The following is a 16,736-nucleotide window of genomic DNA, read 5'->3' on the forward strand; positions in this document are numbered from 1 at the left end:
ACGGTAGCCGAGGAAAGCGTAGCGTAGTATAGTAGAACCGTCTTGCAGGAAGGCAAACTGTCAACACAACTCGTGACTACCGCACATAACACCAAAATAAACATATTCACCAAAATCACCATCAATGTGAGTAGCACCTAAAAAGACCATTCCATCCACTACAGATGGTGGGGCATCAATTACCAACAACTCCCCATACACCTCACATTCATACTCCCACCTCTTCTCACCGCTGACAATATCAATTGCATAAAGACGCCCTTTATCAATTGAATTAAAACGCCCTTCTATTGTCACCATATAGACCGCGTCATCGGCCACAGTTAGGGATAACTCCCGGGGGGAACATCTTATCATGTATTGCCAGTTCAACTCACCGCTCTGCGTGTCAATCGCATACAGATAATTATCCGTTGTAATACACACCACGCCGTTCGCCGCCGCCGGAGCTGAAGACCGAATAAATTCTTCTGTTTCAAACTGCCACAATAGTTCCCCGTTTTGTGCGTCAACGGCATAGAGGAGAGTATCTGTGCTCTTCACATACACGATACCTTCGACGACAGTGGGCGAAGCACAAATCTCTCCCAATACATCTCCCAGCTCAAATCGCCATCTCATTGTGCCGTTTGCCGCGTCTACGGCATACAGATAGTCCCTGTCATCAGAGTATTTACCCATCCTTCTTGTATACACAACGCCATCAGCCACCGAAGGAGAGGAAAAGTATTCAGCATCATCCTCACAATACTCCCATTCCAACTCGCCCGAATCCCTATTTATGGCATAGAGACAATTCTCCCCATATCCACGAGACGTGCTATATGCTACATAGACCATGTCGCCGGCCACGACAGGAGAGCAATAAAAAAAGGTTTTAAAACACCAACACCACTTCTCTGACACCGGGCTGTTTCTCTTGACAATTGTGGTGTGCGCTATAAAAACCAGCGCGATACACACTGCTGCAATTGCGGTGAGAACAAGTGTCTTCCTCATGGTATGTTAGCTGTCCCTTTCGTTACTCTTTTGTTTATTCTCGATATTAACTCTGAAATACTCACACAGTACTCTTCCAGGTTGGAAATAGAAAAAGATTACAAGTACCGTTGCCACCAGCGGGAAAATGTAATACAACAAAACACCATAGATATTTGATGCCTTATACATTCCGCTGATAAATACCTGGGAAAAAACATGATACAGGTTGATCAATGTTATCATTATGAGCACACTCGGAGCGAGAATATATCCAATGGCCTTCTTTCTCATGAGAGTGTGAGAAATAAAAACACTCAATACGACCAATACTGAATCAAGAAAAGGATATTTCACGGGAAACAAGCCTTCCACGTCCAGATCTACCAGGAGCTCCCCGTAACTGAGCATCGGGAGTGTAATCAATTGCATCAGTTTCCAAAGAAATATTAAAATGAACAACATGGCCGTCAGCATAACGGGTGTATTTTCGGAAAACCGAGATGCCGTTTCCTCAATATCAGTTGATACAAATAAAAAGATAACGGCCGATATCGTTATAAGAATAGTAGTATAGTAAGTAACACTATGGAAACCATAGACTAAATAAGAAAAATAATCTTTCAGTAATATAAAGGAGTTAACCCACAAAAACATGAGAAAACCGATCAGCGCCAGCCTGGCCCTGAGGCTTCCCAACGTGGAAAAAAAGAAAAGCGGCAACGCGATTAATACGATGATTGAGTTAACATTACTAAATGAAAGTTTGAAATGGAAAAACAGGGAGAGCCCGGCCAAGGCATACGCAGCAATATTTTTCTTATCAGGTATATGTTTCTGATCCATCAGGTAAACCTTGATGTGGTTTTTTATCTCGCGGGGGTCCTATATATGTTTTTTATCACCCCCGTTAATCATAGTTTGCGTGTGAAAGAAACATAACACAAACAGGATACAATATTAACAAAAATATATGCATGCTGCGCAAATTTCCCTTCACATTGAAATATCATATGTAGTACCCATTCCTCCAAAGAAGGTTTTTTATCAGTACTGCCTTGCCACGTACTATTTCACGTATTTTTCATTACTTCCAGGGGAACATGATTCACCTTTCCATTTCATCGCTGGTTTGTTCCCGTGCCGCTTCACTTCCCCTTTTTATTGTGTGCCTCCAGAAAATTCCGCTTTTTCCCCCTCGGCAGTCTCTTGACCGCCGCCTCCAGGACCAGGGCCGACGCCCGATCGGGACACGGCGCCTGGGAGACGAGGACCACGGGCCGTCGCCCCCGGGTATAGCGGGATGCCGTCCCCCTGTTGTGCTCGGCAAGCCTCCGGGAGATATCGGTGGTGACGCCGCAATAAAGCGTGCCATCACTGCATTCCACGAGATATACACACCAGGGGGCTCTCGCGTCTTTTAAAGGATCTTCGCTCACGAAGTCTCCCCCCACCCCGCACTTCCCCTGCCGAAAATGATCCGCCGGGTCGGAAAGCACGCCGGGAGGACGGGATGTATCATCCGGATGTTCCGAGTCGATCGGAGACCCCGGGAGAAAGTCATTATCTCATCTGTGTATTCCCGCTGCTTCCCCACCTGTGAGGTCGGCCCCGCAGGCAGTTGTATGCCGGTTCCCAAAACCACGGCAATGCTCCACACAAAATTGAATGAAAAGCCGAACAGCCGGACGTACCGTTCGGAAAAGGAAAGACATCAGACTCACCACTGTTCCTCGGGATAAGCTGGGGGCAGATGCGCGACGGTTCGGTGCGGGATAATCGGGTCGTGAACCTCAGTTTCCGACCCGGTCATCGCTTTGTCTCGGCGGCATCGGCACGATCATCGACACCCGTCGGCGGTAGTCGTCATACGATTCGCCGAAATCCTTCTTCAATCGCGGCTCCTCCACCCACTTCAGATACAAAACCGTCATAGGAATGAAGGCCGCCATGATTAGAAGCCCCATGGGAGAGCCGAGAAAGAGCATACACGCGATGTAACACATATAGGCGCCGAAAACCATCGGGTTCCTCGTGTAGCGATAGGGGCCGGACTCCACCAGTTTTTCCGTCCGGGGGCTCACCGTCACGCCGAATCCGTCGGCGGGGCCGCCCCTTCCCCGGATGACGAGGAAGAGATTGGACCAGACGACAAAAATGAGGCCCGGCAACAGAAACACAACACCGAGTATCGTTCGCGCTAATTGTGTGCCGAAGGGAGCGCACCCAAGGATGCCGTCCAGCCAGCGGGATGCGAAGAAGAGGCCCGTGGGGATCAGCACCGCAAAAACGGTGACGCCCACGGCGAATCCCGCGATATGCCTGAGCAGCCGTGCTACTGAAGCCATTGTATCACCCCATGACTTTTTCCACCTCCGGCGCGTGAATGCGTTCGTGGGGAGGCAGAGATCCCACCAGCGGCCGGGCGTAGTTCTTGAAGTCCACGGTCACCATGTTGTCCCCCTCGATGAACTCCGGGGGCATCTCCTTGGTGCCGCCGGTTACGGCGTCCAGCTTTTCCAGGCGATATCGCACGGCATAATCCCCGACCCGCTCGATGATCACCGAGCCGTCCACGTTGTGCCATGTGGCGAACTGCAGCGCCCACTCGCCCACCTCCCTCGCCTCCTGGGCGTCGGTGGAGCTGATGCACCCCAGAAACGACCGCTGAAGATATCCAAAGGTGTCAGACCTGACCCGCTTCACCGCGAGCTTCTTCTTGACAGTCTGGACCAGGGCGTCCCCCAGAGAGGTCAGGCCGGAAAGCTGCACGTTGCCGTGGGCGTCCCGCTCGACGGAGTCCATAAGCTGTGTGATGATCGGCTCGCCCTTTTTGTCGGACACCCCCTCGGAGACCGCCACCACGCACCGCCCGAACTTTTTCAGGATATTCTCCACGTCACCCAGGAACCGGTCCCGATCGAAGGCCTTCTCCGGCAGATAGATGAGGTGCGGGCCGTCGTCGTCGTAGGTGCGGGCGAAGATCGAGGCCGCCGTCAGAAATCCGGCGTGCCGCCCCATCACCACGCCGATATACACCCCGGGAAGGCTCCGGTTGTCCAGGTTCACCCCGGCAAAGGCCTGGGCCACGAACTTTGCCGCGGATCCGTATCCGGGGCAGTGGTCCGTCGCCAAAAGGTCGTTGTCGATGGTCTTGGGAATGTGAATGACTCGAAGCTCATATCCCGCGGCGTTGGCGTTCTGATTGACGATCTTGCAGGTCTCAGCGGAATCGTTGCCGCCGATATAGAAAAAATATCTGATGCCGTGGGCCTTGAGGACCTCGAATATCCGCGCACAGTCGTCAGTCGTCGGCTTGTGGCGGGAGGAGAGTAATCCCGCCGCCGGTGTCCGGGCAACCACCTCCAGATTATGGGTGGACGCCTGGGTCAGGTCGATGAACCGCTCGTTCATCAGCCCTTCCACGCCGTTGACTGCGCCGTAAAAATTGGTAATGTGGGGGTAACGCCTGGCCTGGAGCACCGCGCCCACAAGGCTCTGGTTTATGACCGCCGTCGGACCGCCGCCCTGGGCGATAACCGCCCTTCCGGTAATCTGTTTCATGTCTCCTCCGGGATGACGTTCTCGTTCGGGTATATATGACCGCCGCCTATTGACGTATCATAAATCCGGCCAAAAGGCAAGATGAACAATCGGCCAAAAGATGTTGGATATGACGAATATGAGTATTTGACAAACGGCACGACCGGTGATATAAGAGACTTTTTTTGCCCTTTCTTTCAATCAGGAATATTTTTGTATGACACAGGTATCATTCGTAACCGGCGGCACAGGGTTTATCGGCGCGGCTTTAACCGAGCGGCTCATCAGCGAGGGGCATGAGGTCCGGGTGCTGGCCAGAAACCCGGAAAAGGCAAGATCCCTCTTCGGCGATCGCGTCACCGTCGTCACCGGGGATCTGCTGGACACCTCCGTGCTGCGCGCTGGGCTTGAGGGGGTGGACTACGTCTTTCACCTGGCGGCGATGGTGGGGGATTACGGCCTGAAGAAGGAGTTCTATCGGGTCAACCGGGACGGCACCCTGGCCCTGGTGGACGCCGCGGCCACAGCATCCGTGGCCCGATTCATATACATGAGCTCCAACGCCGTCATCGGCATGAAGCGGGAGAAAATCACCACGGAGGCGACCCCCTATTCCAACACCGGCGGACACTACGGCACCAGCAAGGGAATAGCCGAGCGGGAGATATTACGGCGCCACCGGGAGGAGGGTTTCCCCGGCGTGATCCTCAGGCCCCCCGCCGTATACGGCCCCGGCTCCCCCAACTGGGTACTCAGAATCGTGGAGCTGATGAAAGAGGGGCGGATGACCCTCATCGGCGACGGTCGGGGGATCTGCTGGCTGGTGTATGTCGATAATCTGATCGACGCCACCATGCTGACCCTCACCAATAATCGCGCCCCGGGGGAGGTGTTCATCGTGACGGACGACCGCTCGATGCCGCCGGACGCCCTGACCTGGAATACCTATTTCAATACCCTCGCCGAAACGGCGGGGTTTCCGAAGGTAACGAAAAACATCCCCGCGTCGCTGGCGAAGGTCCTCGCCCTCATCATGTACGCCCTGTATGTGGCGTTCGGTAAAAAGCCGGTGTTGACCCCGATGGGCGTGGGCATCCTGACCACCCGGACCGGTGTCTCGTGCGACAAGGCGAAGGAGATCCTGGGCTACGCACCCCGAATCGACATTACGGAGGGAATGAAACGCGTGGGCGAGCACCTCAGGAAAACGGGTGTCATCGAAGCGTAATCCTCCAACATCCCGAAAGGGCATTCGATAAAAACATACCGCCCCGGTGTCCCATCGACCCCGGGGCGTATTATATTCGAATATGACCGGCCGGGACGGTGAAGGCCGCCCTCCCGGCCGCCGGGGCGTGGGTGCTTTCGCCCTTAAAATCCCCCGAAGAAGAAGAGGTACGCCCCCAGGACCCGATAATTCGGGAGGCCCGAGTAGGTATATATGGTGCTGCGGGAGGCGTTTTCAATGCGTCCGCTTTCGATGTAGCCAATGGTGGAGCGGGAGGCGTTCTCCACCCGACCGTCCGAGTTGATGTAGCCGATGGTGGAGCGGGAGGCGTCCTCCACCCGGCCGGAGGAATCCACGTAGCCGACGGTTGATCGTGAGGCGTCCTCCACTCGGCCGTCCGAGTTGATGTAGCCGATGGTGGTGCGGGAGGCGTTCTCCACCCGACCCCCGTCGTCTATGTAGGCCGCCGTAGAGCCACCCGCCGAGTCTATTCGCATCTCTCCCGCCAGGGCAATCGTCCCGACGGCGAGCATACCGATCGCCAGCAGGCCGAGAATCGTCGGAATCTTCATGTCAACTCCTTTCAGTATATCAATTGTCTTTATGTGACACCCCCCCGTCATCCCCCACGCCGTACGGCCGCCCCGTCGTCCGGGAGGAACTCGTACCTATAGCATAGACACACGCCCGGGGATGAAGAAATCATATAGTAGGGCGGGCCGTATGGGTACTCCCCCATTTTTTATCAGGGGAGGCGCCGTTTGGGAGATTGTCATCTCTTCAGGGAATGGGGCTGTTTCACCCGCATCACGGCCGCGTTTAAAAGAGCGGCCCTCGCCACTCCCGATCTGTAAAACATATTTTTTTAACTATTCCGCCACCATCGCGTTCAGCTCCTCGATGGTCAGGGTGGAATTGTAGATTCCCGAGGCCAGGGTATAGGTGGAGCCGGGCAGCTTATAGATGTAATTGACCTTCCTCGTCATCTCGTCGGAATCAAGCGTGTGCCAGAACAGCTCCACCCAGGCCCCTTCCGGATTATTCCCGGCGGCGCATTCCTCGATACCCGATTGGTTTCCCTTGGCGTCGACGAACTCATCGATCCTTTTCCCCACGATGTCGCTCATGGGATGGGCGGCGTAGACGTCGTTTTCGCAGTCCATCACGAACACATAGGTATCGCCGTAGATCCAGGGGCCGTTCGGATCGTTGAATTCGTCCAGGACCGAGTCGCCGTTGGCGGCGAGGTATTCCGCGGCCTCCCGCACCGTGTCGATTACCTCCCGGGGCGTCACCGCCTCCTGGGCACAGCCTATCCCGGCCGTGAATACGCACAAGAGCACGGCCAGAACGATCGCCGCCGTCGCTTGTGTTTTCCTTATCATGTCGCTCTCCTGTAATACTTTATTACTGTAATAAAAGTCATGACGTGTCCCATTATAGCACCGGTGCCATCGGGAAGACAAAAAAAGCGCACATTCGCCCTGTCGGCCTCCCGGGACCGTCGGAGCGCCGCATTCCGGTCGATCGACGAGATCACAGAACTTCCGACTATTATTGCTTTCTGATGAAATAGACCGCGGGCTCGATGCTCCCCTCTTTGCACTCGGGGCAGCGGGAAGGCTTCTTTGTTTTTTTTCGGCCGGAGAAGACGAATCCGCACTGCCGACAACAGGCGGGGTCCACCTCCACGGCGTACCCCTCCCGGTTTACCGACTTCAGGGCGTGTTCCAGGTGCGCCGCCGCGTCCTTTTCCGTGATACCCACCGCCCGGGAGATGTCCCGGATCGTGACGGGACGAAAGGCCATCAGCTCGATGATCTCCCGGCGGATGGTGGCGCCCCGCTCTTTCGGCTCCTTCGTCACGATCCCTCCGTTCCCGCCAATGCGTTAAATCCGCTCCAGGGGGCGCGGTAGGCGGCACTTCCCGTCACCCAGGTCCCGCTTTCCGGTCACCCGCCTGAGAAAGTCCTGGTAGTCGGTCAGCTTCCTCACCGCGTTCACTGCCCGCTCCATGGAGGGATACACCGGCGCCCCCACCTCCAGGAGCGCGCTCCGCGCCTTTCGCCACTCCAGCTCCAGCTCCACCTCGTCGGGTTTTTCTGATGTGGCGGTCTCCGGAAAGACGCCGATGACCGGCAGGTTGTATGTCTCGCATATTTCCCTGATGCCTTCCGCCAGGGCCGGGTAGGTGGCGAAGTTCTCAAGCGGCACATCCTCCTGGCCGGACATCCTCCGAAGGAGGATATAGATGTGAAACAGAAACTGGATGACGAAAAAGATATCCACCTTCTCCTTTTCCGCTATGATCTTCATGATCTCAACGAGGGTGGAGGCGTGCACCACCGGGTTTCCCACGTCCACCGGATTGGTGGGGCTGCTCCCCGCCCCCTGGAGCAGTGCGCCGATCTTCCGTCCGGTCTCCTCCGAAAAGACAGGGAGATTGAGCCCCGCAAGGTCGATGAGGTCCGCGGACTCCACCGCCAGCCCGCCACCGCCGCCCACGATGGCGATGTCCCTGCCGCCCAGCGGGTGAATGTAGGCCAGCACCATTAAAACATCCAGCATCTCCTCCAGCCCCCGGACACCGATGACCCCGGTCTGGGCGAACACCGCCTCCCAAATCTCCCTGTCCCCGCCCATCGAGCCGGTGTGGCTTTGGGCGGCCCTCCCCCCGGCGTCGGTCAGACCGGATTTCCAGATCACCACCGGTTTCTTCTTCGCGGTGTCGCTCAGCAGCTCGAAGAACCTCCGGCCGTCCTTCACGCCCTCGATATACGCCGAGATGATCTTCGTATCCGGGTCGTCCGCCAGGTATTGGAGCATGGCTCCCTCGTCCACGTCCACGGCGTTGCCGTAGCTGACCGCCACCGAAAAGCGAATGCCCCTGCCCAGGGCCATCTGGCCGATGTCGGAGACCATGCCCCCGCTCTGGGAGAAAAAACCGACCGGGCCGGACTCCCTCGAAAAACCGGCGCCGGGGATGACGGTGATCCCCGCATTCGGGGAATAGATGCCGAAGCAGTTGGGTCCGATGATGCGTATGCCCCGCTGCGCGATGGCAAAGAGCTCCCGCTCCATCCCGGCTCCCTCCCGGGAGAACTCCGAAAAGCCGGACGACATCACCACCGCCCCCGGTATCCCCATCTCGAGGGCTTCTTCCAGGTAGCCTTTGACGTATTTTGCCGGCACCGTCACCACCATCAGGTCCGGCGTCTCCGGCAGCTCCAACAGGGAACGGTAGACTTTATGACCGAATATCTCATCGGCATTTTTATTGATGGGATAAAATTTTCCGGAATAGCCGATATCGAATATGGCCTTGGGATAGAGCCAGCCGAACTTCCCCGGGGTGTTTGAGGCCCCCACCAGGGCCAGGGATTTCGGGTGCAGTATCCTGTCGAGGACCGCGTGGTCGTTCATGGAAACCTCCGAATTGTACATGTGCACGTTTCTATCGGTTCCCCGGCCACAGCGAAAGGGAAGAGGTACAGTGGGAACCCGCTACGTCGCCGATACGGCGTTTTTGAATTCCACGTACCGGCACACCCGATCCAGGGCGGCGATTGCCCGGACCACCGTGGAGTATACCGGGGCGCCGGCGGAAAGAAAGGCCGAACGCGCCCTGCGCCATTCACGCTCCAGCTCCATGTCCTGGTCGTCCTCAGTGGTGCTTGTCCGGGGAAACACCCCGACGATCGGGACGTCGGTTTCCAAACGGAGTTTTTTGATTCCCTCGGCCAGCCGTGGGTAGTACGCGAAGGAAGAAAGGGGGGTGTCTTCGCTTTCGGTGATTCGCCTCATGATCACGTGGATATGCTGCATGGTCTGGGAAAGGAGTATCGTATCGATATCGCCCGTGTTCGCCGCCGCCTCCATGATGTCGAGCAGCGCATCGGGGGGGACCATCGGGTTCCCGGTGTCCACGGGATTTCCCGGGCTGCTGCCGGTGGCCGAAAGGTGCGATCCGATGCGGGCGGAAACGTCCTGGGAAAAGGAGGGGAAGGTGAATTGATAATGATATGCGATATCAGACGCCTCCACGCAGAGGGCACCGCCCCCTCCCAGCATGGCAAGCCGTCTGCCGCCCTTTGGATACACAAGGGAGAACGCCATCAGGGTATCGATCATCTCGGAGAGATCCGTCACCCTCACCGCCCCGGTCTGGGCGAAGATGCCGTCCCATACCCGCTCTTCGCCCCCCAGAGAGCCGGTATGGCTCATCACCGCCCGGCGACCCGCCGGCGTTGTGCCGCCCTTCCAAATGACAACGGGCTTTTTTGGGGCCGTCTCCTTGAGCAGCCGAAAAAACTTCTCTCCGTCGGAAACCCCCTCCAGATACGCGGCGATGATGTGTGTATCCGGGTCCCGGGCGAAATAGGAAAGCAGATCGAGGTCGGTCACGTCCGCGCCGTTTCCGTAGCTTACCATCGCCGAAAATCGAACGCCGTAGCTCCTGGCAAGCTGCCCCAGGTCAGCCGTCATACCGCCGCTCTGGGCGAAAAAGCCCACCGGGCCCGGCTCCCGGGAGAAGTCAGACCCCGGAATCACCGTGATCCCGGTCTTTGGGGAATAGGTGCCGAAGCAATTGGGGCCGATTACCCGGATCCCCTTTTTCGAGATCTTTTTGATCTCCTCCTCCAGGCGGGCGCCCTCGTCCCCGTCCTCGGAAAAGCCCGCCGATTGAATGACGGCGCCTTTCACTCCCAGGCGTCGGGCCCGCTCCAGCTCCTCGGGCACGTGACGGGCGGGGATGGTAAAGACCGCCAGGTCCGGCGCCTCTGGGAGGTCCTCCAGGCTCGGATAGGTTTTCACGCCCCGGATTTCTTCAACCTTTTTATTGATGGGGTAAATATTCCCGGCATATCCCATACTCTGGATGGCCAAGAGATACAACCAGCCGTATTTCCCCGGCGTGGGAGACGCCCCCACGACGGCGATCGATTTCGGGTGGATGATGCGGTCGAGGATTTCGTAATCAGTCATCTGTAGTCTCATCTGCGGTTTCTGTGGGTACGGTCAGCGCTTTTATGTATTCATTCAACGTCCCCTTAGCTTCAACGGCCCGTTGACTCCATTCGAACACGGTGGCGGGGACGTCCGGGACGGGATCCCTGGGGACAAGGGTAATCGCACCTGTGGGACAGGCTTCGACGCACAGGCCGCACCCAATGCACCTATCCGGGTCGACGACGCCGTCGTCCGCCGCAACGGCATCCATGGGGCAGATCCCCTCGCACACGCCGCAGGCGGTGCACGATTCGGAGTCCAAAAGGGCGACATTGCTTCCCACCGGCCGGAGATCATATCGTCCGTGTACGGTGGCCACCGCAAGCTGCCCGCAGCAGCAGGGGCAGCAGTGACAGATGAACGACACCCGATTTTCTGAATTGGACGATACGGAGACCAGCCCCGCCTTGTGAGCGGTCTCCACGATGGCCAGGGCCTCGTCGACATCGATAAGCCGGGCGATGCCCCGCTCGGCCAGGAATTTCGCGCCGATGCCCACGCCCAGGCACACCTCCCGGGGGCGGTCACACCCCTCGATGGTGGTGCGGCACGAACAATGGCTCACCGACAGGTGAGATGCGGTGCGTATATAATGTTCGATGGAGTCTCTGTCAAGAACCACAGATGACGATGCAAGGGTCGTCTCCACCGGCAGGATTCTTCCCATGGGGATCGGCCCACCCAGAGGTTCTTCGTCGCCGCCCCAGCCGTTCATATGGTATCGGCGCCACAGCTCCTTGAGCCGATCGTAGTCGATATCCAGGGTACCTTTCATGATCGGAAATTCATAGATGCCCGGCACCACGTCGGCGAGCATGCCGTAGGAGTCTTCGTTATAGTCTATCAGAAAGCCGAGACCCTTGTCTGCAATGGAGTCCAGTATGCGTCGGGCGTCGGGAACGGACATCCCCGCCGCCCGGGCGATGTCCGAAAGCGGCGCCGGAAGAAAGGGAAGCACCAGGGAAAACTCCGCCTCCTCGGGGGTAAAGAGCATCTCAAGTATCTCGATAAAGTCGTCACCCTGCGGGGCGCCCATGGGTGTTACGGACAGGCGATCCCTGAGCCGGGCGTATACGGACGAATTCTGTGTCATGATCAGCCTTTTTTCGCCAGGACGCGCTCTCTGAGCCAAGCCACCCAGGGGTCCAGTCCCTCGCCGGTTTTCATGGAAACCGGGAAGATCGTGGTTTTCGGATTGAGAGATTTCACCGACTTTTCGAACTCATCCATGTCGAAATCGGTATAGGGCAGAAGATCCATCTTGTTCAGAATGCACGCCTCTGTCTCGGTGAACATGAGGGGATATTTTTTCGGCTTGTCGTGGCCCTCGGGGACCGAGAGGATCATGACCCGGACGTCTTCGCCCACCTCGAACTCAGCGGGGCAGACGAGGTTGCCCACGTTCTCCACGATGACCAGATCGAAGGGCGTGGCGTCGAAGGTATCCAGCGTCTGCTCGATCATCGCCGAATCGATATGACACGAGCCCCCGGTGTTTATCTGCACCACGGGGATGCCCACCTCGTCCATCTTTTCCGCGTCCACGGTGGAGGTGACGTCCCCCTCGATGACCGCCGCCTTGATATCGTCTCCCAATCGCTTGACCGTCTCGATGATGGTGGACGTTTTCCCCGCCCCGGGGGACGACATCAGGTTGACCACGAAGGTCCCGCTTTCCGCATAGCGGGCCCTCAGCATTTTCGACATCTCATTGTTGTCCTTGAGTATGTCTTCCTGGATGGTTACCAACTTGACCGGCATAGTGTACTGTCTCCTATTCCCTATATTTCTCGCTACAGTGAATTACAATTTTCGTCGAAGATGAGCGCAATTCGCGTCATCTTCAGTTCTTTAATTTACATGATCTCGATGCTCTTTACCGTGAACTCTCGACCGGACAATAACTTCGCGCTTCTCTCCCCGCAGGCGGGACAGGCAAAGTCCATTATCTTTTTGTCCACCTCAAAGGTCTCCCCACACTCATCGCACAGGACTCGGATGGGAATCCGCTCGATAATCAGCTTGGCGTCTTGGGCCATGGAATCCTTCGCCAGGTAGTCGAAGTAGCGCTGGACCCACTCGTCGATCAGGTCCGTCAGCTCGCCGATGGAAAGGTAAATGCGAACGATTTTGTGCGCCCCGTTTTTCTCGCCGTGATTCAGGGCGATCTTCAGGATTTCCTCTGTGACCGGAAGCTCATGCACGTATACGCCTCCCCTCGGCCCCGATGCCGACACGCCTGTATACATAAAAAACGAACGTGCAACTTATTAGAATAATAGAAAATCCCCCCGATGGCAACAACGAAATGCCCCCATGGTCCGTTTACCGGGAAGCATGTTCCGTATCCTCCTCCCTTATGTCCTTCTCTCTCAGCCTGAAGTGCTCGACATAGCCGCAGTCGTCGGGGAGCCAGTCGAACGTGGGGAGGTTTTCCGGAGTCAGCTTGATGCATTCCGGACAGACCGTGAAACGGTCTTCATACACAAGGCACAGGCCCGTCTCCTGGTCGAGATGCTCACAGGGAGTCGCGGCGATGAGATTGTCCTCCTCGTCGACGAGCTTGTCGAAACAGCACTTGCCGCACTTCTTGCACAGGGCGTCCCATTCCGGGGTGTCGGGCAACGGATCGGTCACCGTCAATCGGGCCGGCGGCTCCGTATTGCCTTTCGTCAGAGTAACCTTAATCTTTGACATAAGGCACCCACCTTCGGACCAGGGATTCATGGAACATGCGATCCAGCCCGGCGTTGTTTTTCGGGATCGGACCGATGGGACCGAACACCCGCTCCCACACGTCGCGCCGCTCCATGCAGAGATAGACGAAGAGGTCGGGATCGACCTCTTTCAGCCACCTGACCATCTGTGTATACATCTCAACGCGAATCGATTTCAGATACCTGAGCTTGCCGTCGTCTCCCGGAAAGCTCTCGCCGGACAGCAGCACGCTTTCAGGATATCGCCGATTGACGATGCGCATCAGCCCGGGAGGGCAGCGAAACGTCCCCAGGCTCACCCAGAGGATGCGGCTCGGGTCGACGGCGTCGAATATCATCCGAACCACATCCCGGTATTCCTCCCGCCACCCCGGGAAATCCACCAGGGGATCGAAGTGAAAACCGAGGAAGTAGCCGGCTTCCGCAACGCGCTTCGCCGCCTTGAGCCGCGCCTCAATTGAAGGGGCGTTTTTCTCCTCCCGGCGGGCGATGGACCGGGCGTTCAGGGACCAGGAGACGATCGTCCCGCCCCCGTGATCCAAATCGAGGATATGATCAATCCGGTCGTTCTTTGTCTTCAGCTCGAAAATCATCCCCTTCTTTTTCCGGGCGTACAACACGAACCGCCGGGAAAAGTCGGTCAGCTCGTCCATGTGGAAGCTGTCCGCCAGCTCCCCGGTCCCCACCCGGTATATGTACCTTCGCCGGCGGGCCAGCGTCCGGTCCAGCTCTTGGAAGGTGTCATCGATGTTCACGTTGATCAGGGTGCCGGGGACGTTCAGGTAGTCCTGAAGGATACAGTAGGTGCACCCAAGGCTGCACCCCAGGACCTGGTTGACGACATGGTAGTTGCAGCAGATATGTCGTCTCGTGCCGGGGCACCGTTTCACGATCCGTCCCCGGTGGGCCGCCAGGATCAGCGTCCCATTGGTGTTTGGTAATTCCGGTACGTCTGAAATTCCGGACACATACCGGGGGGCGGATTCCACCTTCCCGGCGATGTGCGACGTCAGGGGATACTCCCGGGCGTCGTCGAGGATGTAGAGTTGCCAAGGTCGGTCCATGTCCATGTTACACCAGCGAAAAGAGCTTCCTCACCGCATCACTCCCCGCGGCCTCTGTGAGAAACCGGGCCGCCTCCTCTATGTCGTCGGGGTCATAAAACCGACACGAAAAGCCGATTCCATCCCCCTCGAAGGTGGGGTGGTGGTCGATCGACGCCGATTTCGGGAGGGGAAGGGACGCCGCCGCCCGGTCGAATTCCATTTTCTGTGCGGTGAAACGAGGATAGCGGAGCCCCCGAAGGAGAGACCGCAGCTCCTCGCCCCGGCGGATTACCTCCCCCTCGTCGCCGTCGAGAAGCGGGACCAACTCGTGAGAATCAAGGATGTCTTTCACCGTCGTCTCGTCCCGCACCTTCATCTCCCACAAGACGCCCAGGACCTCGTCCGCGGGACCGGAGCCGAGCCGCACCCGCCGCAGGAGTTCCGCAATGTCTCTTCGGTCCGCGGTATCGAACCTCGCCCATCGCATGAGGATCCGCAGGGAATAGCCCCGCCCGTGAGCCAGCCCCAGGATGTCGACACCCAGGCCGGCCGCGGCCAGAAGATCATCCAGAACCCGCTCCTGAGCCGAAAATCCCAAAAGCGCCGGCACATCGCCACTCAACAGCCGGAAGCGCTCGACGCCGATATCGTTCACCAAGCGATCCATAAGCACGGCACACTGGGCCGCCGAATAGCGCCGGTCCGGGTAATGCTCCATGAGTCCCCGGATGACGGCGTCTTCCCTGCCCGTGTCCAGGAGCATCGCGGGAACCGCCTCCAGCCCCAGGTCCCGGGCCGCCAGCAGGCGGCCCCTCCCGGTGACGAGGTGATACCTGTCATCAACGCCCGCGGCCGTGATCAGCTTGATCGGCTCGCGGACGCCGCATTGTCGAATCGATGAGACCAAAAGATCGTCCGCCTCGTCTCCCCGCAGGCGTTCCCACGGGGCGCCGAACAGTCCCTCCTGATCGATCAGGTCGGGGGAGACGGAGAAAACCTCCAAATTCCCCACAACACCGTTATATTTCGAGCAGTCGCTCATATCTGTTCACCATATCCTCGTAATATCGAACCGCGGGATCGTTCCCCCGCTTCTTCGCCCCACCGAGCACCACCCGCCCCTTTTTGACGATTTCCTCCATCACCGCCCGGGCCCGCTCGCGGGAGAGTTTTTCCGTATTGAGTATCTTCTCCAGGGCATACAGCCTCAGCATATCCAGACCCCAAAAGCGGTGGGAAAGCTGGTCGTCATGGCCGCCGGTCTTGACGATCAACGCCTCGTCGATGTATCTCACATGATACCGGCTGGTGATGCGGAGCCATAAATCGTAATCCTCACACGCCAGGAGCATCTCGTCGAACAGGCCCACATCGGAAAGCACCAGCCTTTGAATCATCACCGACGAGGGGCTCACGATCACCAGGGGAAGCGATTGCAGGAAGATGTCCCCGGTAAATTTTTTATGCCGCTTTTTCGGATTCACCCTTCTCTTGTTTCTGATCCATATCTCGTCGGTATAGGAAACCTCCGCCCCCTCGGCCTCCATCACGGAAACCTGCCGGGCCAGCTTCTCGGGCATCCATCGGTCGTCCGAGTCGAGAAAGGCGATGTATCGCCCGTTTGCCTGTGCAATCCCCCGGTTTCGGGCGGCGGATACGCCGCGGTTCTCCTGATAGATATACCGTACTCGGGGGGCGTGCCGCTTAATCCAGTCGCGGGTCCCGTCGGTGGAACCGTCATCCACCACGATCAGCTCCCACCGGGTAAACCGTTGTTCTTGCACGCTCTCGATCGCCCCGGGAAGCGCCCACAACCTATTGTGGGTCGGGATGATGACGCTGACATCGACATCATCCTCCGGATCCTTTAACGGCGGAATATGTGTCTTTCCATCCACAGAGTGATACTACGCCCCCCTCCCGCCGGTGTCAAGGGTTCGGAAATTCAGTATCGATATTTTAAGACGTATTGACAATACAGGGTCTGTAAAATATAATAGATAATCTGTATCAATGAGGGTATTCATGAAGGGGACATTCACAAAAGATCTCATGATCATGGCTGCGTTGCTGCTCGTTCTGTCGGCCGTTACCTATTGCACACGGCCCCAGGATCCGGACGCTGCGTCGTTCACCATTATCTATTCCAACGATATGCTCGGTGAGGTCGAGCCCTGTGGGTGAAAAAGCAACCAGCTTGGCGGTCTTGCCAGG

Annotated in this window: 19 protein-coding genes; 2 read left to right on the top strand and 17 right to left on the bottom strand. The window is 57.4% G+C overall.

Annotation, left to right across the window (positions count from 1 at the left end; all coding sequences use genetic code 11):
• Window positions 1-60: 60 nt before the first annotated feature.
• The 5 genes from JW885_15445 to JW885_15465 all read right to left on the bottom strand — a co-directional run bounded on the left by JW885_15445 (window position 61) and on the right by JW885_15465 (window position 4,542).
• Window positions 61-999 carry a PQQ-like beta-propeller repeat protein gene (locus JW885_15445; GenBank protein MBN1883561.1) on the bottom strand — a complete coding sequence of 313 codons (939 nt, stop codon included), beginning with the start codon at window positions 997-999 and terminating at the stop codon, window positions 61-63.
• Window positions 1,000-1,005: 6 nt separating this feature from the next.
• Window positions 1,006-1,824: a hypothetical protein gene (locus JW885_15450; GenBank protein ID MBN1883562.1), complete on the bottom strand. Its 819-nt coding sequence runs from the start codon at window positions 1,822-1,824 to the stop codon at window positions 1,006-1,008.
• Window positions 1,825-2,126: 302 nt separating this feature from the next.
• Window positions 2,127-2,417 (bottom strand): GIY-YIG nuclease family protein, encoded by a 291-nt coding sequence (locus JW885_15455; GenBank protein MBN1883563.1) that lies wholly within the window; start codon window positions 2,415-2,417, stop codon window positions 2,127-2,129.
• Between the two features lie 354 nt (window positions 2,418-2,771).
• Window positions 2,772-3,326, bottom strand: coding sequence for an isoprenylcysteine carboxylmethyltransferase family protein (locus JW885_15460; protein ID MBN1883564.1), 555 nt, complete (start codon window positions 3,324-3,326; stop codon window positions 2,772-2,774).
• 4 nt (window positions 3,327-3,330) lie between these two features.
• Window positions 3,331-4,542 carry a 6-phosphofructokinase gene (locus JW885_15465; protein MBN1883565.1) on the bottom strand — a complete coding sequence of 404 codons (1,212 nt, stop codon included), beginning with the start codon at window positions 4,540-4,542 and terminating at the stop codon, window positions 3,331-3,333.
• A 196-nt stretch (window positions 4,543-4,738) separates the two neighbouring features.
• On the opposite strand from JW885_15465, the gene JW885_15470 reads away from it, so the two are divergent.
• The gene (locus tag JW885_15470; protein ID MBN1883566.1) at window positions 4,739-5,749 is read left to right on the top strand and encodes an NAD-dependent epimerase/dehydratase family protein; all 1,011 of its coding nucleotides are present in this window, start codon (window positions 4,739-4,741) and stop codon (window positions 5,747-5,749) included.
• A 143-nt stretch (window positions 5,750-5,892) separates the two neighbouring features.
• On the opposite strand, the gene JW885_15475 is transcribed toward JW885_15470, so the two are convergent.
• The 12 genes from JW885_15475 to JW885_15530 all read right to left on the bottom strand — a co-directional run bounded on the left by JW885_15475 (window position 5,893) and on the right by JW885_15530 (window position 16,402).
• Complete coding sequence (locus JW885_15475) at window positions 5,893-6,321, bottom strand: hypothetical protein (GenBank protein MBN1883567.1); 429 nt, start codon at window positions 6,319-6,321, stop codon at window positions 5,893-5,895.
• Window positions 6,322-6,618: 297 nt separating this feature from the next.
• Window positions 6,619-7,134, bottom strand: coding sequence for a cache domain-containing protein (locus JW885_15480; GenBank protein ID MBN1883568.1), 516 nt, complete (start codon window positions 7,132-7,134; stop codon window positions 6,619-6,621).
• A gap of 169 nt (window positions 7,135-7,303) precedes the next feature.
• On the bottom strand, window positions 7,304-7,615 hold the full coding sequence (locus JW885_15485; GenBank protein ID MBN1883569.1) for a transcriptional regulator: 312 nt from the start codon (window positions 7,613-7,615) through the stop codon (window positions 7,304-7,306).
• 24 nt (window positions 7,616-7,639) lie between these two features.
• Entirely contained in the window at window positions 7,640-9,172 is a 1,533-nt protein-coding gene (locus JW885_15490) for a CoA-binding protein (protein ID MBN1883570.1), read from the bottom strand.
• Between the two features lie 81 nt (window positions 9,173-9,253).
• A complete protein-coding gene (locus JW885_15495) occupies window positions 9,254-10,735 on the bottom strand; it encodes a CoA-binding protein (GenBank protein MBN1883571.1) in 1,482 nt (493 codons plus the stop codon).
• A complete protein-coding gene (locus JW885_15500; GenBank protein MBN1883572.1) occupies window positions 10,728-11,852 on the bottom strand; it encodes a 4Fe-4S binding protein in 1,125 nt (374 codons plus the stop codon). The genes JW885_15495 and JW885_15500 overlap by 8 nt, the downstream gene beginning before the upstream one ends.
• Before the next feature lie 2 nt (window positions 11,853-11,854).
• Window positions 11,855-12,520: a hydrogenase nickel incorporation protein HypB gene (gene hypB, locus JW885_15505; GenBank protein ID MBN1883573.1), complete on the bottom strand. Its 666-nt coding sequence runs from the start codon at window positions 12,518-12,520 to the stop codon at window positions 11,855-11,857.
• A gap of 95 nt (window positions 12,521-12,615) precedes the next feature.
• Window positions 12,616-12,963 carry a hydrogenase maturation nickel metallochaperone HypA gene (gene hypA, locus JW885_15510; protein ID MBN1883574.1) on the bottom strand — a complete coding sequence of 116 codons (348 nt, stop codon included), beginning with the start codon at window positions 12,961-12,963 and terminating at the stop codon, window positions 12,616-12,618.
• Between the two features lie 121 nt (window positions 12,964-13,084).
• Complete coding sequence (locus JW885_15515) at window positions 13,085-13,456, bottom strand: hypothetical protein (GenBank protein ID MBN1883575.1); 372 nt, start codon at window positions 13,454-13,456, stop codon at window positions 13,085-13,087.
• Window positions 13,443-14,540, bottom strand: coding sequence for a DNA photolyase (locus JW885_15520; protein ID MBN1883576.1), 1,098 nt, complete (start codon window positions 14,538-14,540; stop codon window positions 13,443-13,445). Before JW885_15520 ends, JW885_15515 begins: the two co-directional genes overlap by 14 nt.
• A gap of 7 nt (window positions 14,541-14,547) precedes the next feature.
• On the bottom strand, window positions 14,548-15,564 hold the full coding sequence (locus JW885_15525; GenBank protein MBN1883577.1) for a ParB-like nuclease domain-containing protein: 1,017 nt from the start codon (window positions 15,562-15,564) through the stop codon (window positions 14,548-14,550).
• Window positions 15,542-16,402 (bottom strand): glycosyltransferase, encoded by an 861-nt coding sequence (locus tag JW885_15530; GenBank protein MBN1883578.1) that lies wholly within the window; start codon window positions 16,400-16,402, stop codon window positions 15,542-15,544. The genes JW885_15525 and JW885_15530 overlap by 23 nt, the downstream gene beginning before the upstream one ends.
• 145 nt (window positions 16,403-16,547) lie before the next feature.
• Between JW885_15530 and JW885_15535 the strand changes: the two genes are divergently transcribed.
• Window positions 16,548-16,706, top strand: coding sequence for a hypothetical protein (locus JW885_15535; GenBank protein ID MBN1883579.1), 159 nt, complete (start codon window positions 16,548-16,550; stop codon window positions 16,704-16,706).
• The last annotated feature ends 30 nt before the right edge of the window (window positions 16,707-16,736 follow it).

Source organism: Candidatus Zymogenaceae bacterium, from assembly GCA_016931225.1.
Taxonomy (GTDB): domain Bacteria; phylum Desulfobacterota; class Zymogenia; order Zymogenales; family Zymogenaceae; genus JAFGFE01.

Excerpts from the sequence above, each read along its gene's own strand:
- JW885_15445 (MBN1883561.1), bottom strand. The coding sequence starts at position 999 with ATGAGGAAGACACTTGTTCTCACCGCAATTGCAGCAGTGTGTATCGCG.
- JW885_15450 (MBN1883562.1), bottom strand. The coding sequence starts at position 1,824 with ATGGATCAGAAACATATACCTGATAAGAAAAATATTGCTGCGTATGCC.
- JW885_15460 (MBN1883564.1), bottom strand. The coding sequence starts at position 3,326 with ATGGCTTCAGTAGCACGGCTGCTCAGGCATATCGCGGGATTCGCCGTG.
- JW885_15465 (MBN1883565.1), bottom strand. The coding sequence starts at position 4,542 with ATGAAACAGATTACCGGAAGGGCGGTTATCGCCCAGGGCGGCGGTCCG.
- JW885_15470 (MBN1883566.1), top strand. The coding sequence starts at position 4,739 with ATGACACAGGTATCATTCGTAACCGGCGGCACAGGGTTTATCGGCGCG.
- JW885_15475 (MBN1883567.1), bottom strand. The coding sequence starts at position 6,321 with ATGAAGATTCCGACGATTCTCGGCCTGCTGGCGATCGGTATGCTCGCC.
- JW885_15480 (MBN1883568.1), bottom strand. The coding sequence starts at position 7,134 with ATGATAAGGAAAACACAAGCGACGGCGGCGATCGTTCTGGCCGTGCTC.
- JW885_15490 (MBN1883570.1), bottom strand. The coding sequence starts at position 9,172 with ATGAACGACCACGCGGTCCTCGACAGGATACTGCACCCGAAATCCCTG.
- JW885_15495 (MBN1883571.1), bottom strand. The coding sequence starts at position 10,735 with ATGACTGATTACGAAATCCTCGACCGCATCATCCACCCGAAATCGATC.
- JW885_15500 (MBN1883572.1), bottom strand. The coding sequence starts at position 11,852 with ATGACACAGAATTCGTCCGTATACGCCCGGCTCAGGGATCGCCTGTCC.
- hypB (MBN1883573.1), bottom strand. The coding sequence starts at position 12,520 with ATGCCGGTCAAGTTGGTAACCATCCAGGAAGACATACTCAAGGACAAC.
- JW885_15515 (MBN1883575.1), bottom strand. The coding sequence starts at position 13,456 with ATGTCAAAGATTAAGGTTACTCTGACGAAAGGCAATACGGAGCCGCCG.
- JW885_15520 (MBN1883576.1), bottom strand. The coding sequence starts at position 14,540 with ATGGACCGACCTTGGCAACTCTACATCCTCGACGACGCCCGGGAGTAT.
- JW885_15525 (MBN1883577.1), bottom strand. The coding sequence starts at position 15,564 with ATGAGCGACTGCTCGAAATATAACGGTGTTGTGGGGAATTTGGAGGTT.
- JW885_15535 (MBN1883579.1), top strand. The coding sequence starts at position 16,548 with ATGAAGGGGACATTCACAAAAGATCTCATGATCATGGCTGCGTTGCTG.